Genomic DNA, 23,622 nt, shown 5'->3' on the forward strand with positions numbered 1-23,622 from the left:
ATGATGGCACGAAGCAACTACTATGTGACATAGTTTTTAGGAACATCAAGTGCGCCTGTTGACAACGATGCCTCTGGTCGTTCACCGCCCGGGCAGCGCGTAAGAGGAAGAAGTGAACTACTGAGTCTCGACAGCCAACCGAAACGGACCGTCCACGTCCGTCGAGTCTTCGTGGCCCTCGCCGGCGTCCTGGCGCTCACCGCGCTGGTCGGCGATCCCCTCGCGCGCCGCGAACTGGACGGCCGCACAATCGACCTGGGCGTTCTTCAGCTGAAGTTGGCATTCAACAGCGGAGTCGCGTTCAGCGTGGGGGGCGGCCTTCCTGCGGAATTCGTGCTGGCCGTGACCGCAGCGATAACCGCCGCCGTCGGGTACTACGCGTGGCGCACACTTCCGGAGAGCTCCCCGATCGCGGTCGTCGGACTGGCCGGGATCTTCGCCGGGGCTCTGGCCAATGTCATCGACCGCAGCATCGACGGCAGGGTCACCGACTACTTCCACACCGGATGGTGGCCCACCTTCAATCTGGCCGACACCTACATCGTGGGCGGAGTCGTTCTGTTCATCGCATCGCTGCTCCTCGCTCCGCCGGACACTCCGGCCAAGGAATAACGGCAGGGCCCGCTGCCGATCCCGTGCCCGACCGGCTGTCGTAGGAGATTGGGAGTTCACCCTCGAAGGTGGCGTACGAGGCGATGCCGATCGGAGGCGATGCCGGCGCTGCGGGTTCGTCGAACCCGTGCGATTCCAGAGACTGTTCCGAACCTGAAGTATGTTTCGGCGCTTGATTATTCGCTCGGATACCACCGGTGTTCAGACAGTTCATCACGTGTCTTGGATGTGCGCATGCATCGGCCTCGACAGAGCCGATATCTGAAGTACTATGACACATAGTACTTAGTCGACTTCGACGCTTTTGCCGACGACGGCATGTGCTTTCGCGTCCGGCCGGGGCATGGGGGATCCGGGTACGGTACGCAACCGCACTTCCGCCGCGCGGTCGGCGCGCGCCTGGAGGATCTAATTACCTTGGCTAACAAGACTTTTCAAAATGTGACCCTCGCCGCATGAGGCGCCGGATCTCAGCGTGCTCTAAGGGTTCGTCAGTAGCGTACAGCGAGCACAGTTCCCTCCGGCCCGGACGGGCCAGCGGGCGAGATGACGAGCACCGCAACGCTTATGCATCGTGGCAAGTGTCTTCGTCTCCGCGCAGGGAAGCCATCCAACACGAGAGCGCCGGCAGCACAAGACCGGGGTGAAGGAGCAGCACTATGCCACCGACCAGGACCACGGAGCCCGACGATCCGCCAACCATTGCCGGTGACGGTCCGAAGCCAGATTCGTCGCTATCTCGCATTCTCCGGCACGACCTGCCCGCGTCGTTGGTGGTGTTCCTGGTGGCGTTGCCCTTGTCGTTGGGCATCGCGATCGCCTCGGGCGCCCCGATCATGGCCGGCCTGATCGCCGCGGTGGTCGGCGGGGTCGTCGCGGGTTTGCTGGGTGGGTCACCCCTGCAGGTCAGTGGTCCGGCGGCGGGTTTGACCGTGGTGGTCGCCGAGTTGGTCAACACCTTCGGGTGGAAGGTCACCTGTGCGATCACCGTGGCCGCAGGTGTTCTGCAGATCCTGTTCGGGCTGAGCCGGGTGGCGCGCGCCGCTCTGGCGATCTCCCCGATGGTGGTCCATGCCATGCTGGCGGGAATCGGCATCACCATCGCCCTGCAGCAGGTCCACGTCCTCCTCGGCGGCAGCTCTCAGAGCTCGGCATTCGAGAATCTCACCGCACTGCCCACCCAGATCGGCACCGCCCACCTCGACGACGTCCTCGTCGGCGCCATCGTGATCGCCATCCTGTTGTCCTGGAAGTACCTACCCGCCACCGTGCGGCGGGTACCCGGACCCCTGGTGGCCGTCGTCGCCGCGACCGCGCTGTCGCTGGTCTTCCCGCTCGACGTCGAACGCATCGTCCTCGACGGGTCGCTGTTCGACGCGATCGCCCTTCCCGCCCTGCCCGACGGGCAATGGCTCGGGGTCGCCACCGCAGTGCTCACCGTGGCATTGATCGCCAGCGTCGAGAGCCTGCTCTCGGCGGTGTCGGTGGACAAGATGCACACCGGCCCGCGTGCGGACCTCAACCGGGAACTGCTCGGCCAAGGGGCCGCGAACATCACCTCCGGCATCCTCGGCGGCCTGCCGGTCACCGGGGTCATCGTCCGCAGTTCCACCAACGTCGCCGCCGGCGCCCGCACCCGCGCCTCCGCGGTCCTGCACGGGGTCTGGGTGCTGGTGTTCTCGGCGCTGCTCGCCGGTCTGGTCCAGCAGATCCCGAAGTCCGTTCTCGCCGGGCTGCTGATCGTGATCGGTATCCAGCTCATCAAGCTTGCGCATCTGCGGATCGCGCACCGCACCGGGGACCTGTGGGTGTACGGGGTCACCGTTGCCGCGGTGGTGTTCCTCAATTTGCTCGAGGGTGTGCTGATCGGGCTGGCCCTGGCGATCGCGCTGGTGGTGTGGCGGGTGGTTCGTGCGTCGATCCATGCCGAGCCCATGGGCACCCCGCAATCGCGGCAGTGGCGGGTGGTGGTGGAAGGTTCGTGCAGCTTCCTGGCTCTGCCGCGGCTCACCGGGGTCCTCGCCTCGGTGCCGCCGGGAAGTCATGTCACCGTCGAGCTCACGGTCGACTTCCTCGACCACGCCGCCTTCGAGGTCATCGAGGAGTGGTCCCGTCAGCACGAGAGCACCGGCGGAACGGTGTTGATCGACGAGCGCGGAACGGCCGAGATGGCCGATGCCGCGGCCGGGCCGCCGTCGCGCACCACCGACGGCACGGCGCAGCTCAGCCGACGTGGCGGCTTCGCTCCGTGGCGGGTGTGGCAGAAGTTCTTACCCCACCACCACCACGAGGACGAAGCGCAGCATCCGAACCCGCGAGCCCTGCGATCGGTGCTGGCCGGGATCTCCGACTACCACCGCACGCACGCGCCGCACCTGCGGCCACACATGGACGACCTGCACGACGGTCAGAAACCCGACTCCCTGTTTCTGACCTGCTCGGATTCGCGGATCGTCCCGAACATCATCACCAGCAGCGGCCCCGGGGACCTGTTCACCGTCCGCAACATCGGCAACCTGGTTCCCGCCGGCCAGCGGGACGACTCCGTCGAGGCGGCACTGGCCTTCGCACTCGATGAACTCGGGGTCAGCTCCGTGCTCGTGTGCGGCCACTCCGGGTGCGGCGCCATGAACGCTCTGCTGGCCGACCCCGATCGTCCACATCCCCAGTCCAGCGGCAGCATCGCCTTACAGCAGTGGCTCGAGCATGCCCAACCCAGCAAGCGTGCATACCTAGCCGGGCACCCGGTGGCGCGCGCCGCGGCCGAGTCGGGCTTCGGCGCGGCCGATCAACTCGCCATGGTCAACGTCGCCCTGCAACTGCAGACCCTGCAGCGGCATCCGCTGATCGGCGCGGCGATGGCGGAGGGACGGATCCACATCGCGGGCCTGTTCTTCGACATCCCCACCGCACGAGTACTCGCGGTATCGACCACCACGATCTCCGAGCTCGACCCGGCCGCCGTGCCGGCCGAATAGGCCCCGTCCCGGGATGGACGGGCACGGTGTGACGCTCCGACACACAGTTCATGCCGTGCCCGTCCGACCGGAAGGGAAACCTGATGCGCTTCGGGAAACCTGAACGCGCTCAATGCCGACGTGGTCGGGCCGCGCTCCTTGGCCGCTCGGCGAGGAGCACACACCCGGTGCCGGTCAGCCGACGATGAGCGTGTCTCCGCTGCGAGTGACATTGCGCGGCGCGAGGGGCTGTTGGGCCGGGTTGCGAACCACGGAACCGTCGACGGTGGAGAAGCGGCTGCCGTGGCAGGGGCAGCCGACCGTGCCATTGCTCACGTCTGTCACGATGCATCCCTGGTGGGTGCAGACTGCCGAGAACGCCCGAAATACGCCGGGTTCCGGCTGGGTAACGACGACTTGCGCCTCACTGAGGATGATTGCCTCCCCCACTGGAATCTCGGCGACGGGCACTTCGGTCGGCCCGTCGTCGTCGCGGCGGGGGGTCGTAGCACCTTGGGCGCTGCACCCGGCGGCGGCAAGGCAGCCGGTCGCGCAGGCGGTCGCGAGGAAGGCTCGGCGCGGCACCTGCGCGGAGGTGATGCTCATGCGGGGAGGACCCTGCGGCTGGCGTACATACGTGGTCCAGTCTCCTTTGTGGATTTCGTGCCGGCGCCGTCGACTGGTCCGCCGGAGCTCAGTTGCACCCCGGACGGTACAGCGATTATGCAGGGTGGGTGAGCTCCCGGATCTGCGTCCGCTCTCCCGTCCGGAAACAAAATACTATGATGCATAGTACCTGCGTCTCCCGCGGGGTCACTCGAGAATCTGTGTAGGGCCGCTCACTGGAACGGCTCATGATGTGGCGTTTCCGCGACCGGACGCGGACAATGACTGGTCGCGCGGCACGGAATGCGGTCGGAGCGATCTCGGTGCCGGGTCTCTGCGTTTTGATCAGCTCGACGTCTTTGTTGTTGGCGGCGCGGCGGTTCGCCCACAACAGGTGTCGAGGTGACGGTCTCGCGCGGGTCGGATCAGTGGGACACGGCGAGCTCCAGCGCCCGCAGGTCCTGCTCCAACTGCCGGAACAGCCAGTACACGCCGACGAACGCGAAGATGCCGCCGACGCACAGGATGCGGACCGCGATGATCACCAGCGTGATCTCGTCGGGTGACAGGAACGTCACCCCGGCCACACCGGCCAGCGGAACCGACGCCGCCACGGCCAGGTACAGCGTGCTCCGGCGGTCGAGACCCCGCAGCTTGTGCGCGTCGGCGCTGCTGGCGATGTCCTGCGGCAGCAGGGTGGGGTAGATGCAGCGCACCGCGAAGAACGCGACCACGAAGAACGGGTACGCCACCGACACGGCACCGCACACGATGAGTGACGCGATGAAGTGCACGTACGCCCCCGGCGGCACGTTCCCCGCCGCGAGCTGCAGGGAAATCGGATAGGCGATGCCCGCGATGACCCACAACCCGAACACCACGAGCACGACCCGGTCGCCGAGCAGCAACGTGTCGGTGCGGGCCCGGGCCAGAGTCTGGCGGTCGTACGACTTCCCCTTCCGCAGACCCCGCGGCACGAGCAGCGGGTATCGGCACCAGTAGAGCAGCATGATCGCGCCCAACGGGAACGCGATCGAATTGATCACCAACTGGATTCCCTCGAACGAGTGCTGGGCCTCCGGCGTCAGGTTGCTGATGATCAGCATCTTGTTGTGGTGGTAGTTGTAGGCACCGGCGAGAGCATTCGGCACCGCGATGCCACCAGAATCGGGAGCGCGAAGCGCCGCAGCCGCATGCGCCAACTGTTCGGCGGCGGATCGACGAGGTCGCGGGCCCGGGGATTGAGGCACAGGTCGAACTGCTGGGCCAGTTCGGCACCCGACGACCACCGGTCCTCAGGCTTCGGAGCCAAGCATGTCAGGAGCACCCGGCGCAGCGACGGGGGACAGTCGTGGGGCAACTGGTCGAGAAATTCCGGGTCGATGTCGCGGCTGCGACGGTCCATCATCGCTTCGAGTGCCACGAGCGACTCGCTCGAGACTTCCTCGTCCTCGAACGGGCGCCGCCCGCACATCAGCTCCCACAGCATCACGCCCAGCGCGAAGATGTCGCTCCGGGTGTCGAGGTCCGCTGCCGTCCCCGGCATTTCGCGGTGGCACGCCTCGAGTTGTTCGGGGGACATGTAGGCCAGAGACCCGCCGAAGTAGGCGAGCGGGGATGCCCCGGTGACGCTGTCGCTGAAACTGATGTTGAAATCCGCCAGCTTCGGCACACCCTCCGCCGTCAGCAGGATGTTGGCAGGCTTGATGTCGCGGTGCAGGACGCCGCGCTTGCCGGCGTAGTCGAGGGCGTCGGCCAGTCGACGCCCCAACCATGCGATCGTCTCCGGCCAGGTGAGCGATGCGATCTCGTCCCGCACGCTGGAGTCGGTGGGCCTGATCTCGCCCTTCTCCCGCATCTCCTCGTCGACCACGTCCAGCAGGAGGCTGCCCGTGCGGTCCCGTTCCGGCGTGACGCGGACGCGGCGCAGCACCCGCAGCAGGGTGCCGCCCGGCAGGTACTGCATGTAGAGCAGGCGCAGCTGGCGGTCCTCGAGCAACCGCTGGTCGAACACCCGCACGATGTAGTTGTGGTCGAGCTGCGCGAGGGTCTGCGGCTCGTTGCCCTTGTCGTGCGAGATTTTCACCGCGACGAGCCGCTGCATCGACCGCTGGCGCGCCAGGAACACGCGGCCGAACGCGCCGCTGCCCAGACCCATCAGCAGATCGAAATCGTCGACCTGCTGCCCGACCTCCACGTCGTCGAGAGCCGCGTTGCTCGGCGGCCTGGTGATGAGCGTGTCCGGTTGCCGGGCCGTCACCGTGGCACTGTCCGTGCTCGTATTCTCCGGCCGCATCGTCGGAGCAGACGCGGCCTGCTCGGCCGTCGCCGTTTGCTCAGTCGTCACTGTCGACGGTCCGGCCGCGACCGCCGTCTCGCTGCTCTCGTGGTCAGAGTTCGGGGCTCCGACGGTCCGTTCGGCAGAGTCCGATCCAGCGGCCGATCCGTCTCTGCCCGACCCGTTTCCTCTTGTCATTGCACATCGAGTTCGCTGGGCGCGTCGAATGTCTGCTGCGCGCGTGGACAATCCCTTCCCGGGAACACGCGAATGGTAACCCTTGGGCACGGGATCGGTGGACCCTCTTCAGTTTTCGAGTATCGAGTGATACCCGCGAGTCGGTTTGCGGGCGACGCTTCCGGCGCGCCTGATTCCAGGCAGGCGGGACTGAACCGGGTGTCTGCTCGAGCTACTAACAAACATAGTAATTCGTGGTGAGGTGCGTGGTCCGGGAACGAACCAAGATCTCCGTTACCGCCGGTATCACCGAGGAAGACTTCCGGCTCGTTACGCCTCTTCGCCCAGTCGACCCGCATCGAGCGAATCATCGGTCGGAACACCCGGTCACCGCTTGTGACATCGACACTCGCCACCCTCATCGTCGGCTGCATCCTGACCGATGCCGCTCGGGCCGCACAGATCCGCGAACTCACGTCAGATGCTGAGGAAGTCAGGCCCCAAACCAGCGATGACTTTGCCGGGAAAGACCGTCGTTCACGCGCCGGGCCGGTCGTCAGGCCGTCACCAGTAAACCGGTCACGTACATCGTGAGCAGGCCGGCCGCGATCCCGCCGATGGTGGCGGGGCTGAGGAATCTCTCGGCACCGTCGCGCAGGGAGGGTGCGATCTGAATGATGACCTGCGCGATCGCACCGACTCCGATGCCGAGGAGGAAGGCGGAGAGTTCGGCGTTGTTCACGCTGGCGCCGATGAGGGCGCCGAGGATGGCGGGTGCCCCCGCGAGTAGGCCCAGTCCCAACAGTTGGAGTAGCGGCGGACGGCGTTCGGTCAGTGGCGCCACGACTGCCAGCCCCTCCGTGGTGTTCTGGATTGTGAACCCCACGACGAGCGCCGTCCCGAGGGCGAGTTCGCCGACGGCGTAGGCGGCACCGATCGCCAGCCCCTCGCCGAGGTTGTGCAGTCCGATCCCGATGGCGATCATCACCGCGAGACGGATGCCACTCGACCCCTGAGCGTCGTTGACTGTGCGGCGGGATCCGAGATAGCGATCGAGTGCTGTCAAGGCGAGGAAGGCCAGAACCGCGCCGAGGACGACGAGGGCTGGGCCGCCGAAGGCGCCGCCGCCGCTTTCGGATACTTCGACGCCCTCGATGCTCGCGTCGATTGCGAGGAATGCCAGCAACCCGACCGTGAGCCCCAGCAGCACCCGGATCCCGCGGGAACCGATCCGGCGCAGTACCGGTAGGAACATCATTCCCAGCACGACGGGGATGATTCCGACGTAGGTGCCGATCAGTGCCATCAGTGAGAAGAAGCCGGCATCTGCCTGTGGTGTGGTGGCGGCGACCGGGATCTCGTGTTCGATCACCAGGCCGGTCGAGGTGAGCAGCGAGAGCAGGTAAGGTTGCCCCTCCTGCCACGGGTAGTCGAGTCGCAGCATCGCCGTGCCCAGGCGCGGGATCGGCTGCTCCCCGCCGGTCAGATCGACGTAGGCGTCGTTGACGAATACCTGCGCGACCTGAACCGGATCGGGGCCGGTGTTGCGAACGGTGACGTCGATATATCCCGGGACCAGTTCGGTGCGTTCGACGGCGAGCTGCTCGATCGGGGGCCCCGCTCGTTCGGGCAGGGTCTTTCCGCCGACCAGGGCGAGCAGGAGCAGGGCGGCGCCGAGCAGCAGGGTCGCGCCCACCGCAGACATCCACGCGCGGTTTCTGGTTGTTCGGCCGTCCATCTAGTCGGTCACCTCGAAGAATCCCATCCAGCCGAGTTCGGCGAATTCGGTCTTGTGGGCGTGGAACATGTACCGGCCGGGGTAGGGGAAGCGGACTTCGCAGATCCCGCGCTGGCCCTGGGCCTGCATGATGGTGTCGGTGTACTCGGAGGGCTCGAGCCGGGTGCCGGTGGGGTAGTAGTCGAAGAAGTTCCCGTGCAGGTGGAAGGTGTTGATCGGGTCGTATTCGAGGGCGTTGACCAGGTAGATCCGCACCAGTTCGCCGCGTTTCACCCGAACGGGTTCATGCATGTAGTGGAACGGGATGCCGTTGACGGCGTAGAGCTGGTTGCCCTCCCCGTCGAAGGTGGTGTTATAGCCGTGCATCACCATGACCATCTCGTCGGCGGGCGGACGCGGTGCGGGTGGGTCGACGATGAAGGTCCCGTACAGGCCGCGGGCGATGTGCTCGGCGAGCGGGCCGACGTGGCAGTGATACAGGTGCACCCCGAACGGTTGCGCGTCGAACTCGTAGACGAAGCTGCCGCCGGAGGGGATCACCCCGGGCCCCGTGTCGGGGATTCCGTCCATCTCGGCGGGGTGGATGCCGTGGAAGTGCATCGTGTGGGGGTGCGCGGAGGTGTTGACGAACTGGACCCGGAGCAGGTCACCTTCCTGGCAGCGCAGCGTCGGTCCGGGGATCCGGCCGTTGAACGTCCAGGCCGGGTACCGGACCCCGGGGGCGATCTCGAGGTCGAGGTCCGCGGCGGCGACGACCCACTCCCGCAGCACCCGCCCGTCCGGCAGCCGGGAGACCCGGCCGTAGTCGAAATCGCGCAGCAGGGCGGTGGGGTCGAAGCCGTTCGCGGCGTGGTCGACGACGGCGCCCTTGCGGAACGTCGGCCCGGCGACCCCGCCGCCGTGCCCGCCGGAATGCACGCCCCCGGTTTCCGTGGCTGGGGGCGCCGCGGAGGGAGCGGCGCTCGCCGCTCGGGCGCCGAGGGCGGCGGCGCCGGCGGTGCCGAGCAGCGCGGAGCCGAGGAGGAACTGCCGCCGTGATTCGGCCATCAGGCTGCCCTGCCATAGATTTGGTCAGCCAACGCGAGCGGCATCTCGTGTCGGCGGCCCGTGATTTCGACCCGCAACGGCCCCCCGTCGGGGATTGCGTCGACCCGTGCGATGACCCGGCCGGGGTAGATCTCGAGGTCCGCGAGCAGGCGCAATGCGTGGCTGTCGTGGTCCGTCACCCGTTCGACCGTGAAATTCCGGCACGGGGCCGCCGCGCACAGGGTGCCCGGCCACGCCTCGACATACTCGCCGGCTACCGGCGGAATCGGATTGCCGTACGGGTCGTGTGTCGGGTAGCCGAGTGCGGCGCTCAGCCGGGACTGGAGCCGCGGGCTGATCGCGTGCTCGAGCACATCCGCCTCGACGGCGCTCTCGTCCCAGGACATGCTCAGGAACTCGGTCAGGAACACCTTCGCCAACCGGTTTCGGCGGATGACGTCCAGAGCATGGAGTTCACCGTGTGCCGTCAACGTCACCTGATGGATTCCGGATCGTCTGGCCAGGCCGGACCCGGTCAGGCGCTTGTGCAACCCGGAGACGGTAGGGGCAGCCACGTCGAGGTAGCGGGCGAGCGCCGACGTCGAGGTGGCTTCGCCGCGCGCCGTGAGGCAGAAGACCGCTTTGAGATAGTCCTCGACGGCGTCGGTGAGTGTGCACCCGCAACAAGCGGAGGGTGTACGTATCAAATAGTTTGGCATGGCCACACTTAAAGTTAGCCCAGCCGAATATTGAAGGCAAGAGTGTGAAGCCACACGCAGAAGCGAGTGGCCGCGGCACGCAGAATGCCGAGCCCTCCCGGGCACAACCCGTGTTCCGCCCGCGGAAAGGCCCCGCCGACCGACCGAGGAGACGGCGGATGCTCAGACGAGCGTCTGCCAGTACACCCAGAACGCCTCGAAGATCAGCGCGGCGACGGTGAGCAACCAAACAGTCAATACCAGGGTGTGATTGCGTCCCGCCACCGCCCACCTGCGCCGGCGCTGACGGGCCGGAAGGTCACGGCTCGCCAGATGAAGAAGCGCGTACCACAGCGAGACGACCGTGACGACCCACACCAACATGCAGTACGGGCACAGCGCCTGAATGCGATAGAGGCTCTGAAAGATCAGCCAATGCACGAACACTGTCGCCGCGCCCAGCCCGGCGCAGAGCCCCATCCAGTACCACCGCGGAAGAACGACACCGGCCACCGACACGATCCCGGTCGTCAGGGCAACGCTGAATCCGATAACTCCCAGCAGGGGGTTGGGGAATCCGAAGGCCTCGGCCTGCGGTGAGCTCATGATGGAACCGCAACTGATGACCGGGTTGATGCTGCAGGAGGGTTGATACGAGGGGTCGGCGAGCAGACTGAACTTCTCGATCGTCAAGACCAGCGACGCGGACAAACCCAGGGCACCCGCGACGGTGAGGATCCACCCCACCACGCTCGGTTCACCGATCCGGGGCCTCGACTGTTGAGCGTCGCTTCGAATGACGACCACTGGGCCCGTGATCGTCACTCCCGATGCGGATGAGTGGCCGGGTCGAGGGCCGTTCGTCTGCATCACCAACGTGCCGACGATGGCGGGTGCCCGAGATGACGACGATGACGCGGGATCGTTGGTCGGCAGAGTGACGGTGCGGTCGTTCATTGGCATCGATGGGTGACGGCGGCGGTGAAAGCCCCTCCGTTCAACACCAGGTGGCCCCTGGCGCGGCGGGCGTGTGCTAGTCAAGACTGAACAGCTATGAGTGGAGCCGCCGCCTGTGATCGTGATCCTGTCCGCCGAGGGCGCCGCCGAGCACCTGGCCTCGGGTGCGATGGCGTGCCCGGCATGCGGCGGCGGACTGCGCAAATGGGGATTCGGCCGTACCCGTACGGTGCGCGGGCTCGGCGCCGACAGGGTGACCGTGCGACCCGCCCGTGTTCGTTGCGCCGGCTGCAGCAAGACTCAGGTGCTGTTGCCGACCGCCCTGCAGGTGCGCCGTGCCGACACCACCGAAGTGATCGGAACGGCATTGGTGCACAAGGCCAATGGGCTCGGGTACCGGCGCATCGCGGAACGTCTGGACCGGCCTGTATCGACAGTGCGCCGGTGGTTGCGTCGAGTCCCGCCCGAGCACCTGCACTGGATGTACACCCAAGGCTGTGAGCGCCTCGCCACGTACGCGGCCGACGCGTTCAGTCGCATCCGCAACACCCGCAATCCGCTGCATCACACACTGACAATGCTGGCCGCCGCGGCGTTCCACGCCCGTGAACGGTTCGGGTTCGAGGACCCGCCATGGACTCTGATGGGGATGTACACCCGTGGACGGCTCCTCGCACCACCCCGCGGCGGCTGAAAACCGGTCCCGCGGGGTATCCGCATGCCCGCATCCAGCCGTCAATATGCAGACCGCGCCTTCAACGTGACGACGACGCCGTCACCATGCCGACGAAAACCTCGAAAACAGTCCGAAGCCGTCTGCATTTACAGCGACGCGATCATCTGCATCTTCAGTGACGGGCAACACTCGACTGCCCGTCGGAAGGCGCCCGGAGAAGGCTGGAAGAGGAACCCAATTCCGGATGCCCGGTCCTCATTGAGCCAGGGCCCACTCTATCCGCGAGGTGAGCTCCTCGTACGTCGGCATTGCCGGCAGTTGCGTGCCGTTGAGGAACAACGTCGGCGTGCCCTGCACCCCCAGTTCGATCCCTTCATTGAAATCCTGATCCACCCGTTCCGCGAGGGCGGGATTGCCCAGGTCACTATCGAACCGGCCCATGTCCAAGCCGAGGTCTTGGGCGAACGACCTGAACAGTGGTTCCTGCGACTGGCCCGACTCACCCCACTGCTGCTGTGTCTCGTACATCCGTTGATACATCTCGACGAATTTGTCCTGCCGGGCAGCTGATTCGACCACCCGGGCCGCGAGTTTGCTGTTGGTGTGGCTGGGAATGGGGAAGTACCGCACCCCGAACGTGATGCGGTCGGCGTACTCGGCGCGGATGCGTTCCATGATGGGATACATCGCCAGGCACGATTCGCATTCGAAGTCGAGGAACTCCACGAGCTCGACCTTGTTGTCCGTCGCCGTGGACAGCAGGTGGGTGTTGGTCCTGAGCACGCTCGCGTCCGCCGTCGCAGGACCGGTCACCGGTGCCGACGACGACTCGCCTCGATTGGACAGCACCACCGTCGCGATCACCACAGCGAACATCACCACCAGGCCGATCGAAAGCTTGAGGTTGGTCGTCAACTTCATAAACCCGTCCATCCAGTTCGTTGCGGGCTCGCGATGCCCACGTCCGGGCGCCGACCGCCCTACTACTATGCAACATAGTAGTAGGGGTATCGTGCCGTGCAGATAAGCCAGTCCCTGCCCGATGCGGCCCGGGCCGCGCACACACGTCGAAGTCTGTTGCGGGTCGGCAGCAGGGCAGAAGGAGGAAGCGCCATGAGGCGAGTCGTCACCATTGTGGTAGCCATGGGAGCCTTGTTGTTGCTGGGCATGAGCCCGGCGCAGGCGCACAGCGAGCTGGAGAGCTCCAATCCGGCCGCGGATTCGGTCATGGACTACGCACCCGCCGGCGTCGAGTTGGTGTTCAACCAGAAAATCTCAGACCAGTTCGCAAACGTGACGGTGACAGCGCCTGACGGGACACAGGTCGGCGATCCCAAGCCGACCGTCGAGGGCGAACGCGCACTACTACCCATCCAGGACGGAATCCCCTCCGGGCAGTACACCGTCGGCTATCGCGTCATCTCCGAAGACGGGCACCCCATCACCGGGTCCTTTTCCTTTACCCTGGCGCTGACCGAAACCCCTGCGCCGGTCGCTGGCGCAGCATCGACGACACCGATCGTCCCCGTCGCCGCCGATGCTTCCGACGATGCCGGCACGGGTTCATCGATGGTCTTGCCCATCCTCGGCGGTATCGTCGCGCTGCTGTTCGTCCTCGGAATCGTGATCGTCCTGCGCGGTGAGCGCCGCAAGAAAGATTGACCCGTACCACGATCGATGTGGGGTGAAAGTCGAGGATCGAGGAGCGAAATGGTGATCGCGATGGAGTGGGTCGATCTTCCCGAAGCCCCTCCCTCATTCGGTGCCATGCTGTCGTGGAACCCGCAGCCGCTGCCGATCCTGCCGATGCTCGGGCTCGCCCTCGCCGCCTGGTATTGCTGGGGGGTACGGCGGGTACGGGCGGGCGGCCGAGTGTGGCCGTGGTCGCGCACGGCCAGTTTCCTCGGTGGTTGCCTGCTGCTGATTCTCGTCACCGGCTTGGGCATCGAGGGCTACGGGTTCGAACTGTTCAGTGTGTGGATGTTCCAGCACCTGACGTTGTCGATGGCCGTGCCGCCGCTGCTCGTGCTGGGCTGCCCGGGGATCCTGCTGTTGCGCTCGACCCCTCACTCGGGGTGGGGGAAGCCGGTTCTCCGTGCAGCGCTGGGTTCGCTACGGAGTCGGTCGGCGCGCATTCTGCTGAACCCGGGTGTCACCATCCCACTATTTTTGTTCAGTTACTACGGCATCTATCTGTCACCGGTGTTCGACCTGGTGGCATCGTCCTGGGCCGGCCACACCGCACTCGAGCTTGTCTTCCTCGCCACCGGGGTGTTGTTCATCGTCCCCGTGCTGTCCTCGGGGCCACTGCCGGTCAAGCAGAGCTACCTGGGACGGTGCTTCGACCTGTTTGTCGAGATGCCGCTGCACGTCTTCATCGGCGTGATCTTGATGATGGCGACCTCGCCTCTGCTGTCGACGTTCACCGACCCCCCTGCCGCCTGGGGCGTCGATCTGATGGGCGATCAGCAGCTCGCGGGCGGGCTGGCCTGGTCCTACGGCGAACCTGTAGCTCTCATCGTGGTGGTGATCTTCGCGATGCGCTGGAATCGCGACGAGGGGCGCGCCAACGCTGTTGCCGACAAACGGACGACACGGGAAGGCGACGGCGAACTCGACTCCTACAACGAATTCCTCAAATCCCTTCCCCGCCATTGAGGCGCGGCGACAGCTCACCCGGTCACCGTCTCCCATCCATTCCCGGCGCGCACCCTGTCGGCACACGATCCGGACATCGCGGAACAGGTCACGGTCGTATGACCTTGACCGCTAACTACTATCCGACATAGTTGTTGGTGGTGGGGATGTAGCTCCACCGAACCAGGGAGATGCTTTTCGGATGATGTCGGCGCCGGTCGAGTGAAACTCATGAGGTCGTGAGGATGTGGGTTCGGATGAGAGGGCTGGGAACGCGGACGCGTATCCGAGTCGTCAGGGTGACGAACCAGCTCGCCCCGTCGGTGTCTGCCGCGCCGGTGTGCGTATTACTCCTGGCCGCCATCTGGCTGAGCGGTGTCCTCACCGATGGCGCCGCCTACAACCTCCCCAATTATCTCGTCACGACCGTGCTGGTGTTTCTGGTGGGCGCACCGGTGGAGCGGCGAGTCGGTTCGCTCCGGTTCGCTGTAGGGGCGATCGCCGCTCAGGTCAGCGCTGTAGCCCTCGGGATGTCCTTCGCGGCTTTGGTTGGTGCGTTCGGACTGGGGTGGGACGGCGGCCTCGGAACCGGTGGCGTGATCGGGGGATACGCGTGGATTCTGGGTGTTCTGATGATGGGCAGCGCGTCGATGCGCACCCTGTGGAGACGCCGAATCCGTGTCGGTGTGCTGGTTCTGTTGGTGACGATGGCGCTGTTCCGGGGGCTGTCTCAGGACGTAGTCCTGCTCGGTGCGGCACTGACAGGTTTGGTGTTGGGCCCGTGGATGGTCGGAAGATCCGCCGGCGGAGCCCGTTTGACCGGCACGCGACGAGAAGGGCGCGTTCTGATTGCGCTGATTGTCGCCGCGAGCGCCTTGGGTCAGATGTTTGTCGCGCTGGACCTTCACGCCGTCGGCCCGCTGGCGGTGTTACGTGATCTGTTCGCCGGTACCGAGTGGACCGCCGCCCAGGTTCGAGATATCTGCGCGAGTGGGATCGATCCCCGTGAGTGCCGGCAGGGATTGTTGCGTCTGCGGTTGTCCGGAATCGGACCCACGCTCCTGAGCGTCATGCCCACACTGCTGCTACTTGTCATCGCGGAGGGTTTGCGTCGAGGGCGTAGGGCCGCGTGGTGCGCCGCGATCGTGGCCTATCTGGTGCTGATCGTGGTGTCGGTGTTGAACATCGTCCTGCGCTACGTGCATGCCGCAGACGTCGGCTCGGTCTTCTATGGGTCGGCTGAGATGCCTGGTCTGCACGAAGCTGTAGTTCCGCTTCTGCTCCCCGTCGCCATCGTCGCCGTCCTCCTCTCGATGCGCCGGCACTTCACCGTGTCGATATGTGTCGACACCTGTCGTCGCGTCACCACCACGGTGCTCGCCACCGCTACAGGACTGGCCATCGCATATGTCGCTCTCGGGGTCGCGGCGCGCCAGGGTTTCGACCGCACTCCCACCGTGCCGGCTCTGTTGGCGGACGTTCCCGAGCGGCTGGTACCCCCGGTGTACCTCCAATGGCTCGATCCCGGCTTCCTCCCCACTGACACGATCACCACACTGTTGTTCGAATGGACCGGGGTCGTGTTCTGGGCTGCGGCGGGGGTCGGGCTACTGAAGGTGTTCGTCACATCGGCCGTCGGAAGCCGTCCCGGGGCCGCCGAGCGAGCCAGAGAGCTCGTACGCGGCACCGGTGGAAGTTCCTTGTCATGGATGACCACCTGGCGCGGCAACCACTATTGGTTCGGTGAGGACGGCGAGAGTTTCGTCGCCTACCGGGTCATCTCGGGCGTCGCGTTGACCACCGGCGATCCAGTTGGACCCGCCGGAAGTCTCCGCCACACGGTGATCGCCTTCGCCGAGTACTGCACCGACAACGGCTGGATACCGTGCTTCTATTCGGTGACCGCAGAGGTGCGAGCGGTGACCGACACTCTCGGGTGGGGCAGTGTTCAGGTCGCAGAGGAATCCGTGCTTCCGTTGGGTGAACTGGCCTTCACCGGCAAGTCCTTCCAGGATGTCCGCACCGCATTGAACCGTGCCCGAAAGTGTGGCATCACGGCCGAATGGATGAGCTACCCGAGCGCGCCATGGGTCATCACCGACCAGATTGCCGCCATCTCCCAGGAATGGGTGTCCGACAAGGATGCGCCCGAGATGGGATTCACCCTCGGAGGTCTCGGCGAGCTCGACGACTCGGAAGTTCGGTGCCTGATCGCGGTAGACGAGCACCGCACCGTACACGGAGTGACGTCCTGGCTACCGGTCCATCGTGACGGCGAGATAGTGGGATGGACATTGGATTTCATGCGTCGGCGATCATCTGAGGGGTTTCGGCCGACGATGGAGTTCCTCATCGCCTCTGCAGCCCTGCTGCTGCAGGAAGAGGGGGCGCAGTTCCTCAGCCTTTCCGGAGCGCCACTGGCGAAGATCAACCCTGTCGAGGACGTCGGCGCCATGACGGCTGCACTCGGCAAACTCCTCGACGTCCTTGCGCAGGTGTTGGAACCGGTCTATGGCTTTCGCTCATTGCTCGCGTTCAAAGGGAAGTTCCAACCTCGGTACGAACCGATGTTCATGACCTATGCCGACCCTGCGGCACTACCGAGCATCGGCCGCGCCATCGCGCGAGCGTACCTTCCCAAGCTGTCTGGCAGGGAGGGGTTTCAGCTGGTGCGGACACTGGTATATCGCTGAACGGTGTTCTGCGATGCCGAGCGTCGGGTTCTTTCATTTCGCGTCCTCACGTCCTCGCGTCCTCGCGTGCAGAACGGGCCGCAACGGGGCGATGCGTCGGAACACCGTCGGTTGGCGCCGCGGTTACCTACCCGGCTGGAGACATCGCCCGAATCCGTAAACCATATGGGCACGGACGGCGTAGCAGTCCGAAATACTATGCATTTTAGTAGTTCGTATTGTGGCGGGCGGTTCAACGAAACCCTCACGGCCTGCATGGATGCCCTTTCCACGCGACCTGATCGTCCGGGCCCCGCCAACACTAACTACTATCGGACATAGTAGTTAGTGTGTGCCGCGCTCACTTACCTACGGAGCACACTGATCTGACCGAACGACGGATCGGTTGCGCGGGCCGCCGAGGTGGGCAACAACGCCCACTGCGGGTCCGCCGCATACCAGAAAGATTTGTAAGTTGTGCAATTTCGCCGAAGCCTGCGGCACGTATTGAAGGGACCACGAAACGACGTACGACGAAACGACGTACGAGTAGTAGAACTCGCTGGACGGGTGCGGCCGCATCTGATCCGAGAATCCGGATGGCTCAGGAGAGAACCGTCGTGCCGATCAACCAAACCATTGCCCGGCTGAGTGACCTGTCGTTCCAGTCGGCATTCGCCGTGTATCTGTTGGCCCTCGTGCTGCTGATCTGGCACTACGCCGCGACACGCACCGAGCACGTCCACCGACGCGAGTTGGGGGACCGGGAACTGGCCGCGGCAGGGGGAGTCTCTGCGCCGTCGCCGGGAGCGCCGGGGCGGATCGTTTCGGCTCCGCCGAAACCAGTGTCCGAGCGACTCGGCAACATGGGTGCCGCGGTTCTCGTCGTCGGCCTGGGACTGCACCTTGGGTCGATCGTGTTGCGGGGCCTCGCAACCGGACGTTTCCCGTTGGGCAACATGTACGAGTTCGTCACCATGGCCACCGCGGCCGCAGCGGCGGCTGGCATCGTGTTCCTGCGCGGACAGACATACCGTCCGATGTGGGTGTTTCTTCTGGCGCCGATCCTGATCCTCATGTTCGTTGCGGCAACCCTGCTCTACGCCGACGCCGCACCCGTGGTTCCGGCCCTGCAGTCCTACTGGCTTCCGATCCACGTCACGATCGTCAGCATCGGCAGCGGCATCTTCCTGGTTTCCGGCGTGGCCAGCCTCGCGTTCCTACTGCGGATCCGCCAGCCCGCCGGAGCCGAGCGCCCCGGGCCGGTAGGCGCGCTGGCTCGCCGGTTGCCCGACGCCCACACACTCGACCGGTTGGCTTACAAAACAGTCATCATCGGCTTCCCACTCTTTGGCACCGGGGTCATCCTCGGCGCGATCTGGGCGGAGGCAGCCTGGGGCCGGTTCTGGGGCTGGGATCCCAAGGAGACGATGTCGTTCATCGCCTGGGTGATCTACGCCGCCTACCTCCACGCCCGAGCCACCACAGGGTGGCGCGACACCAAGGCCGCTTGGATCAATATTGCCGGATTTGTCGCGATGCTGTTCAATCTATTCATCGTCAACATGGTTGTGTCCGGGCTGCACTCCTACGCCGGTCTGAACTGACCGTTCGCTATCTCTGCCGGAGCCGTCCGCGGCGGAGAAGCGGCTGCCGTGGCATGGGCAGCCGATTGTGCCGTTGCGCACTCGCTCACGATGCAGCCCTGGTGCGTGCACCGGTCCCTACGCAGTCCGGTCTTCTTGCATTTCTCGTTGCGGTGTTTCAGCTGGTCGGGCTGCGGGGTCAGTGCACCTGAAGGTGTTGCGGGCGATCGGGAAGCCGCTGTTCCGGGGGAGGTTCGGTCAGGCGATCAACGCCTGAAAGAGTTCGCTCAGCGACATGGCAACCTCGTCAAGATGGTGGGCGAGGTCCTGGGTGATCTGCATCAGTTCTTCTGACATGCGCCAACTCCCGTGCTGAAACTTTAATACTATGATGCATAGTACATGCGTGGGCTTCGAGTAGCTCAAGGAGTTGAGGTCTCGCGCCTGGGAGACTGTCGAGAATCCGTGGCTGAGGGATCCATTGTGTTCGCCCACATCCCGAGCAGCACGGGGCATTTCGCTGTTCTGCAATCCCCGTTCGAGAGGTGCGTGCCGGTCGCTCCGGTATCCGAAGTTGGCCGCGCCGATGTCAGTCAGCCGAGCGCGCACGCGCGGTCGTTTGGAGACTGATCGGCGGCGAGCACAGGAATGGGACAGTGGTGGGGCGACCGGCAGAATCTGTCGTGTTGGCCTGGGGCTTGGGGCTTTTCACCTGCATGGATACCGAGAGTTCCTTCCTCGACGCGCGGATGGCACTTTCGATCGTCGGGGACTTGGACTGCGGTTCGTTGGCGCTCAGGCGTTCTTTGTAACTCGCTCGACCTCACCAGAGCTCGCCGCATTCAGTGAATCTCCACCGTTCGTTGCGTCAGCCAGCCCTTGCACCCAGACGGGGTAGACGGACTTGTCATCGCCGCGGAATCCGGTGTCGATCTCGGTGCCCGACGGCAGCCGCCACCGGATCACCAGGACACCATCCTTGCTCATGACCTTCCCTGCGAGCCCGCGTTCGGTCCGGACCGCCCGTACGGATTCTTGAGGAATCCACAGCGTCGAGGCCCCGTCCCGCTCGAGGAGAATGCCCGCATCGTATTGGGACAGCTCGCCGGTGGCTCGGAATCCTAGATCGCCGACCGCGATACGGTCCTGCCAGCTGGGCGCGATCGTGCTGCCCACGTAAAGTCCGGTGGTCGGCGCAACGATCTGCTCACCGAGGTCCACGGGAGTCGCGGGCAGTTGTCCGATCTGGTGGGCCTGGCGGCGTGCTCGGCCTCGCCACCCTATGTACATGAGCATGAGCGCGAGCGTCCAGAACGCCACAAAGCCGACGACGAACAGAAATCTTTCCACCGCTACCTCTCATCGCTGCATCCCGGATGTGCCGCTCCGCCCGGTGATGCACCAGCCAGTTGTAGCAATACCCGAGGCAAGAGCGTAGCGTCCGAAATACTATGCAGCTTAGTAGTAAGGGTGAACTCCACTTGCACGGGGCGGTAGGGGAGTAACGGCATTCGACATGTGCCTGTGACGGCGTTGCAGGAGCGTGGAGGAGGAGCAGTGGCGACACTAGTACCGGGTGAGCAGACCACCGAGATCGTTGCCGCCCGCCCGTACCCGCCGCGTCGGGGACTCAAAGGCTCGTTCATCTACAAAATGGTCACGACCACCGACCCCAAGATGCTCGGGATCATGTACCTGACGACCTCGTTCGTGTTCTTCCTCGTCGGCGGCCTGATGGCCATGCTGATCCGCAGCGAACTCGCGGTGCCCGGTATGCAGTTCCTGTCGAACGAGCAGTACAACCAGCTGTTCACCATGCACGGCACGATCATGCTGCTGCTGTACGCGACGCCGATCGTGTTCGGGTTCGCCAACTACATCCTGCCGCTGCAGATCGGTGCCCCCGACGTGGCGTTCCCCCGCCTCAACGCGTTCAGCTACTGGCTGTATCTGTTCGGGGCGATCATCGCGACCGCGGGGTTCATCACCCCGGGCGGTGCCGCGGACTTCGGCTGGACCGCGTACACCCCACTCTCCAGCGCCCTGCATTCGCCGGGCATGGGTGCGGACCTGTGGATCACGGGCCTGGCACTGTCCGGCCTCGGCACCATCCTCGGCGGGGTCAACATGATCACCACCGTGATCTGCCTGCGCGCCCCGGGCATGACGATGTTTCGGATGCCGATCTTCACGTGGAACATCTTCATCACCAGCATCCTGATTCTGCTGGCGTTCCCGCTGCTGACCGCGGCGCTGATGGGGCTGCTCGCCGACCGGCAGCTCGGCGCCCACATCTTCGACCCGGCCACCGGCGGTGTCCTTTTGTGGCAGCACCTGTTCTGGTTCTTCGGTCACCCCGAGGTGTACATCATCGCGCTGCCGTTCTTCGGCATCGTCTCGGAGATCTTCCCGGTCTTCTCCCGTAAGCCGGTGTTCGGTTACAGCGGCCTGATCTATGCGACGCTGGCGATCGCGGCCCTGTCGATCGCGGTGTGGGCGCACCACATGTACGCCACCGGCGCGGTGCTGCTGCCGTACTTCTCGTTCATGACGTTCCTGATCGCCGTCCCGACGGGGGTGAAGATCTTCAACTGGATCGGCACCATGTGGAAGGGGCATCTGACGTTCGAGTCGCCGATGCTGTTCTCGATCGGCTTCCTGATCACGTTCCTCTTCGGCGGTCTGTCCGGTGTCATCCTCGCGAGCCCGCCGCTGGACTGGCAGGTCACCGATTCCTACTTCGTGGTCGCGCACTTCCACTACGTGGTCTTCGGCACCGTCGTGTTCGCCACCTACGCCGGCATCTATTTCTGGTTCCCGAAGATGACCGGCCGGATGATGGACGAGCGCCTGGGCAAGTGGCACTTCTGGACCACGTTCATCGGCTTCCACGGCACGTTCCTGGTCCAGCACTGGCTCGGCGCCGAGGGTATGCCGCGCCGCTACGCGGACTATCTGCCGTCGGACGGCTTCACGGTCCTGAACTCGGTGTCCACGATCTTCGCGTTCGTCCTGGGCGCGTCGACGCTGCCGTTCGTCTGGAACGTCTTCAAGAGCTACCGGTACGGCGAGGTGGTCACCGTCGATGACCCGTGGGGTTTCGGCAACTCGCTCGAGTGGGCGACGAGCTGCCCGCCGCCGCGGCACAACTTCACCGAGCTGCCGCGCATCCGCTCCGAGCGTCCCGCGTTCGAGCTGCACTACCCGCACATGGTCGAGCGGATGAAGGCCGAGGCGCACGTCGGACCGGGCCACGGGGGCAGGCAGGCCAGCGCCGTGCTCGAGGAGGAGAGGCACGGGCCGCTGACCGTCGGCGACGAAGGCGACCCCGGAACAGACCGTGCCGCCGACGAGGACACCTAGAAGGGCTGCAATCCGCGGCCGATGAGGAGCGCTCACCCCCTTCCCGACGTGGAAAAATCCTCGATTCTGGAATCAGTTCATGGGAAGTGGTTGCGCACCTTTGGTTTCGAGTAGCTGACGAATCGCGGTGGACTCGGCCTCCTGAGTGTTGACGATCTGCCGTGCCAGTGCGGCAACGGCGGGGACGGAGGCGTTGTCGGCGGCGTACTGCGCCATCGGGATTCCGCCTTGGTGGTGCCGCAAGAGCAGTTGCAGGTAGCGCACGTCGAACGCCGGACCGGTCATCTTGCGTAGCTCGTCGAGTTCGGTCGTCGTTGCCATTCCCGGCATCGGTTGTCGTGGACCGCTGCCTGTGGTGGACATGTCACCTTCCATGCCGGGCATCGAGTGTTGCATCGATCCGGTTGCGCTGTCGGTGGGCATCCACTGCATGTACGGACCGGACCCCAGTGGGGGGCGGTCCCACAAGTTCAACCAGCCCTGCATGGTGCCGACCTGACTTTGCTGGGTGGTGACGACGTCGTACGCGAGGGTGCGGACGGCGGGATCGGCGGCGTTGGCCAGTGCCATCGCCGACATTTCCACCGCTTGACTGTGATGGACCGACATATCCTGCGCGAACCCGACGTCGACGGAATCGGCGGACGGTGGCGGCGGGTTGTCGCCGTCGAGCCACCCCTTGATCCAGAACCCGGCGAGGATTCCGGCCAGCAGTGCGATGACGACGATCAATCCGGTCGTCACTGCTCGGTACCGTCGTCGGGGGTCGTCGTGCCCGGGTTCGGTGGAAGCCTGAACGGGATTCGGCTCAGCCATTGCCGCCCCCGGTGGGCATGCCCGGCGCCGCCGGTACCGGGGCGCCGCCGCCACCCGGCTGGGCCGGGTCGGTCTGCTCGTCGGTCATCGGGGCCGCATCCGGACCCGGCGGTGAGGAGTCGAACGGCGGCGGGTCCGCCGGGTCGAAACCTCCGGGCACCGTCGAACAACTCGCCCCCGCCTCCGGATACGTATTCGGGTTCTGGCTCAACGCAGAAACGAACTGGGGGATCCGCTCGTCCGTGGCGCCGTCGAGTTTGAGCTGACGACCCCACGACTGCAGCGACACAGCGGAGTCGAGGCCCGGGTAGGGCGACATCAGGGTGTACGGTTCGCCGTCGACCTTCGATGCCAGCGTAGCGATGTCGTCCGAGCTCAGCCTGTCCGGGTTGTAGGCAACCCAGACGGCGCCGTGTTCGAGGGAATGTACGGCGTTTTCGGTGCGGATCGGTTCGGGATAGACCACCCCGGTGCAGGTCGCCCAGTACTGATCGTGCGCGCCGCCGAACGGCGGATTCTGGTCGTAGGCAACCCGCTGAGGTGCTTGGATATGGTTGCCGGCCGGGTACTCGACCTTGACTACCCCGTCGATACCCGTCGAAGGGTCCGGGTTGTCCGCGCTCGGCGCGTACCGCTGCGCCTCCGCCCTCTCGAGAGCCCGGGGCACCATGTTGTAGGCGATGACACCGATCAACCCCACAATGACCACTACCGCGCCGATCAACAGCCAGGGGATGCGGAGACCGCCCCCCGGAACACCGCCGGCGGTGGAGCGGGACTTGGCGCCGTTGCCCCGGTTTTTCGTCATCTGTCAGATACCGTC

17 protein-coding genes and 2 pseudogenes are annotated in these 23,622 nt (G+C 65.3%); 8 read left to right on the plus strand and 11 right to left on the minus strand.

The annotated features are described in order from the left end of the window. Nucleotides 1-171: 171 nt before the first annotated feature. Nucleotides 172-612 (plus strand): signal peptidase II, encoded by a 441-nt coding sequence (locus JWS13_RS02955; protein WP_241032040.1) that lies wholly within the window; start codon nucleotides 172-174, stop codon nucleotides 610-612. A 659-nt stretch (nucleotides 613-1,271) separates the two neighbouring features. Further along, entirely contained in the window at nucleotides 1,272-3,590 is a 2,319-nt protein-coding gene (locus JWS13_RS02960) for a SulP family inorganic anion transporter (protein ID WP_206004414.1), read from the plus strand. Nucleotides 3,591-3,764: 174 nt separating this feature from the next. Here the strand turns inward: JWS13_RS02960 and JWS13_RS02965 are convergent, their stop codons facing one another. The 6 genes and pseudogenes from JWS13_RS02965 to JWS13_RS02990 all read right to left on the minus strand — a co-directional run bounded on the left by JWS13_RS02965 (nucleotide 3,765) and on the right by JWS13_RS02990 (nucleotide 10,962). Beyond that, entirely contained in the window at nucleotides 3,765-4,175 is a 411-nt protein-coding gene (locus tag JWS13_RS02965; RefSeq protein WP_128643918.1) for a QcrA and Rieske domain-containing protein, read from the minus strand. Between the two features lie 425 nt (nucleotides 4,176-4,600). Next, nucleotides 4,601-6,651 (minus strand): annotated as a pseudogene (locus tag JWS13_RS02970) (serine/threonine-protein kinase). 535 nt (nucleotides 6,652-7,186) lie between these two features. Beyond that, a complete protein-coding gene (locus JWS13_RS02975; protein WP_206004415.1) occupies nucleotides 7,187-8,368 on the minus strand; it encodes a ZIP family metal transporter in 1,182 nt (393 codons plus the stop codon). Then, nucleotides 8,369-9,415 carry a multicopper oxidase domain-containing protein gene (locus JWS13_RS02980; protein ID WP_206004416.1) on the minus strand — a complete coding sequence of 349 codons (1,047 nt, stop codon included), beginning with the start codon at nucleotides 9,413-9,415 and terminating at the stop codon, nucleotides 8,369-8,371. Beyond that, a complete protein-coding gene (locus JWS13_RS02985) occupies nucleotides 9,415-10,113 on the minus strand; it encodes a metal-dependent transcriptional regulator (RefSeq protein ID WP_206004417.1) in 699 nt (232 codons plus the stop codon). The genes JWS13_RS02980 and JWS13_RS02985 overlap by 1 nt, the downstream gene beginning before the upstream one ends. A 162-nt stretch (nucleotides 10,114-10,275) precedes the next feature. Then, nucleotides 10,276-10,962: a vitamin K epoxide reductase family protein gene (locus JWS13_RS02990; protein ID WP_206004542.1), complete on the minus strand. Its 687-nt coding sequence runs from the start codon at nucleotides 10,960-10,962 to the stop codon at nucleotides 10,276-10,278. 202 nt (nucleotides 10,963-11,164) lie between these two features. On the opposite strand from JWS13_RS02990, the gene JWS13_RS02995 reads away from it, so the two are divergent. Further along, on the plus strand, nucleotides 11,165-11,743 hold the full coding sequence (locus JWS13_RS02995) for a helix-turn-helix domain-containing protein (protein ID WP_201453179.1): 579 nt from the start codon (nucleotides 11,165-11,167) through the stop codon (nucleotides 11,741-11,743). 237 nt (nucleotides 11,744-11,980) lie between these two features. Here the strand turns inward: JWS13_RS02995 and JWS13_RS03000 are convergent, their stop codons facing one another. After that, nucleotides 11,981-12,646: a DsbA family protein gene (locus JWS13_RS03000; protein ID WP_206004418.1), complete on the minus strand. Its 666-nt coding sequence runs from the start codon at nucleotides 12,644-12,646 to the stop codon at nucleotides 11,981-11,983. A 192-nt stretch (nucleotides 12,647-12,838) separates the two neighbouring features. Here JWS13_RS03000 and JWS13_RS03005 point away from each other — a divergent pair, with 192 nt between their 5' ends. The 4 genes from JWS13_RS03005 to ccsB all read left to right on the plus strand — a co-directional run bounded on the left by JWS13_RS03005 (nucleotide 12,839) and on the right by ccsB (nucleotide 18,641). Continuing rightward, nucleotides 12,839-13,387, plus strand: coding sequence for a copper resistance CopC family protein (locus JWS13_RS03005; protein WP_206004419.1), 549 nt, complete (start codon nucleotides 12,839-12,841; stop codon nucleotides 13,385-13,387). Between the two features lie 48 nt (nucleotides 13,388-13,435). After that, the gene (locus JWS13_RS03010) at nucleotides 13,436-14,383 is read left to right on the plus strand and encodes a cytochrome c oxidase assembly protein (RefSeq protein ID WP_206004420.1); all 948 of its coding nucleotides are present in this window, start codon (nucleotides 13,436-13,438) and stop codon (nucleotides 14,381-14,383) included. 224 nt (nucleotides 14,384-14,607) lie between these two features. Beyond that, complete coding sequence (locus JWS13_RS03015) at nucleotides 14,608-17,055, plus strand: bifunctional lysylphosphatidylglycerol flippase/synthetase MprF (RefSeq protein ID WP_206004421.1); 2,448 nt, start codon at nucleotides 14,608-14,610, stop codon at nucleotides 17,053-17,055. Between the two features lie 599 nt (nucleotides 17,056-17,654). Next, nucleotides 17,655-18,641 carry a c-type cytochrome biogenesis protein CcsB gene (gene ccsB, locus JWS13_RS03020; RefSeq protein ID WP_206004422.1) on the plus strand — a complete coding sequence of 329 codons (987 nt, stop codon included), beginning with the start codon at nucleotides 17,655-17,657 and terminating at the stop codon, nucleotides 18,639-18,641. A gap of 18 nt (nucleotides 18,642-18,659) precedes the next feature. Here ccsB and JWS13_RS45345 read toward each other — a convergent pair. Both JWS13_RS45345 and JWS13_RS03025 read right to left on the minus strand, forming a co-directional pair. Beyond that, nucleotides 18,660-18,751 (minus strand): annotated as a pseudogene (locus JWS13_RS45345) (Rieske 2Fe-2S domain-containing protein); the annotation flags it as partial. 664 nt (nucleotides 18,752-19,415) lie between these two features. Then, nucleotides 19,416-19,970 carry a PH-like domain-containing protein gene (locus JWS13_RS03025; RefSeq protein WP_241032041.1) on the minus strand — a complete coding sequence of 185 codons (555 nt, stop codon included), beginning with the start codon at nucleotides 19,968-19,970 and terminating at the stop codon, nucleotides 19,416-19,418. A 243-nt stretch (nucleotides 19,971-20,213) separates the two neighbouring features. Here JWS13_RS03025 and ctaD point away from each other — a divergent pair, with 243 nt between their 5' ends. Beyond that, nucleotides 20,214-21,983, plus strand: coding sequence for an aa3-type cytochrome oxidase subunit I (gene ctaD / locus JWS13_RS03030; protein ID WP_206004544.1), 1,770 nt, complete (start codon nucleotides 20,214-20,216; stop codon nucleotides 21,981-21,983). A 72-nt stretch (nucleotides 21,984-22,055) separates the two neighbouring features. Here ctaD and JWS13_RS03035 read toward each other — a convergent pair whose 3' ends face one another. Together JWS13_RS03035 and JWS13_RS03040 are read right to left on the minus strand one after the other, a co-directional pair. Further along, nucleotides 22,056-22,799 carry a DUF305 domain-containing protein gene (locus JWS13_RS03035; protein WP_206004423.1) on the minus strand — a complete coding sequence of 248 codons (744 nt, stop codon included), beginning with the start codon at nucleotides 22,797-22,799 and terminating at the stop codon, nucleotides 22,056-22,058. Next, nucleotides 22,792-23,607, minus strand: coding sequence for a DUF3105 domain-containing protein (locus tag JWS13_RS03040; protein WP_206004424.1), 816 nt, complete (start codon nucleotides 23,605-23,607; stop codon nucleotides 22,792-22,794). Before JWS13_RS03040 ends, JWS13_RS03035 begins: the two co-directional genes overlap by 8 nt. Nucleotides 23,608-23,622 lie beyond the last annotated feature (15 nt).

The organism is Rhodococcus pseudokoreensis (assembly GCF_017068395.1).
Lineage (GTDB): Bacteria > Actinomycetota > Actinomycetes > Mycobacteriales > Mycobacteriaceae > Rhodococcus_F > Rhodococcus_F pseudokoreensis.

Bases quoted from the DNA above. Each gene is read 5' to 3' on its own strand.
- JWS13_RS02980 (WP_206004416.1), bottom strand. From the start codon at position 9,415: ATGGCCGAATCACGGCGGCAGTTCCTCCTCGGCTCCGCGCTGCTCGGC.
- JWS13_RS02960 (WP_206004414.1), top strand. From the start codon at position 1,272: ATGCCACCGACCAGGACCACGGAGCCCGACGATCCGCCAACCATTGCC.
- JWS13_RS03040 (WP_206004424.1), bottom strand. From the start codon at position 23,607: ATGACGAAAAACCGGGGCAACGGCGCCAAGTCCCGCTCCACCGCCGGC.
- JWS13_RS03035 (WP_206004423.1), bottom strand. From the start codon at position 22,799: ATGGCTGAGCCGAATCCCGTTCAGGCTTCCACCGAACCCGGGCACGAC.
- JWS13_RS03015 (WP_206004421.1), top strand. From the start codon at position 14,608: ATGTGGGTTCGGATGAGAGGGCTGGGAACGCGGACGCGTATCCGAGTC.
- JWS13_RS02975 (WP_206004415.1), bottom strand. From the start codon at position 8,368: ATGGACGGCCGAACAACCAGAAACCGCGCGTGGATGTCTGCGGTGGGC.
- JWS13_RS03000 (WP_206004418.1), bottom strand. From the start codon at position 12,646: ATGAAGTTGACGACCAACCTCAAGCTTTCGATCGGCCTGGTGGTGATG.
- JWS13_RS02990 (WP_206004542.1), bottom strand. From the start codon at position 10,962: ATGCAGACGAACGGCCCTCGACCCGGCCACTCATCCGCATCGGGAGTG.
- JWS13_RS02965 (WP_128643918.1), bottom strand. From the start codon at position 4,175: ATGAGCATCACCTCCGCGCAGGTGCCGCGCCGAGCCTTCCTCGCGACC.
- JWS13_RS02985 (WP_206004417.1), bottom strand. From the start codon at position 10,113: ATGCCAAACTATTTGATACGTACACCCTCCGCTTGTTGCGGGTGCACA.
- JWS13_RS03010 (WP_206004420.1), top strand. From the start codon at position 13,436: ATGGTGATCGCGATGGAGTGGGTCGATCTTCCCGAAGCCCCTCCCTCA.
- JWS13_RS03005 (WP_206004419.1), top strand. From the start codon at position 12,839: ATGAGGCGAGTCGTCACCATTGTGGTAGCCATGGGAGCCTTGTTGTTG.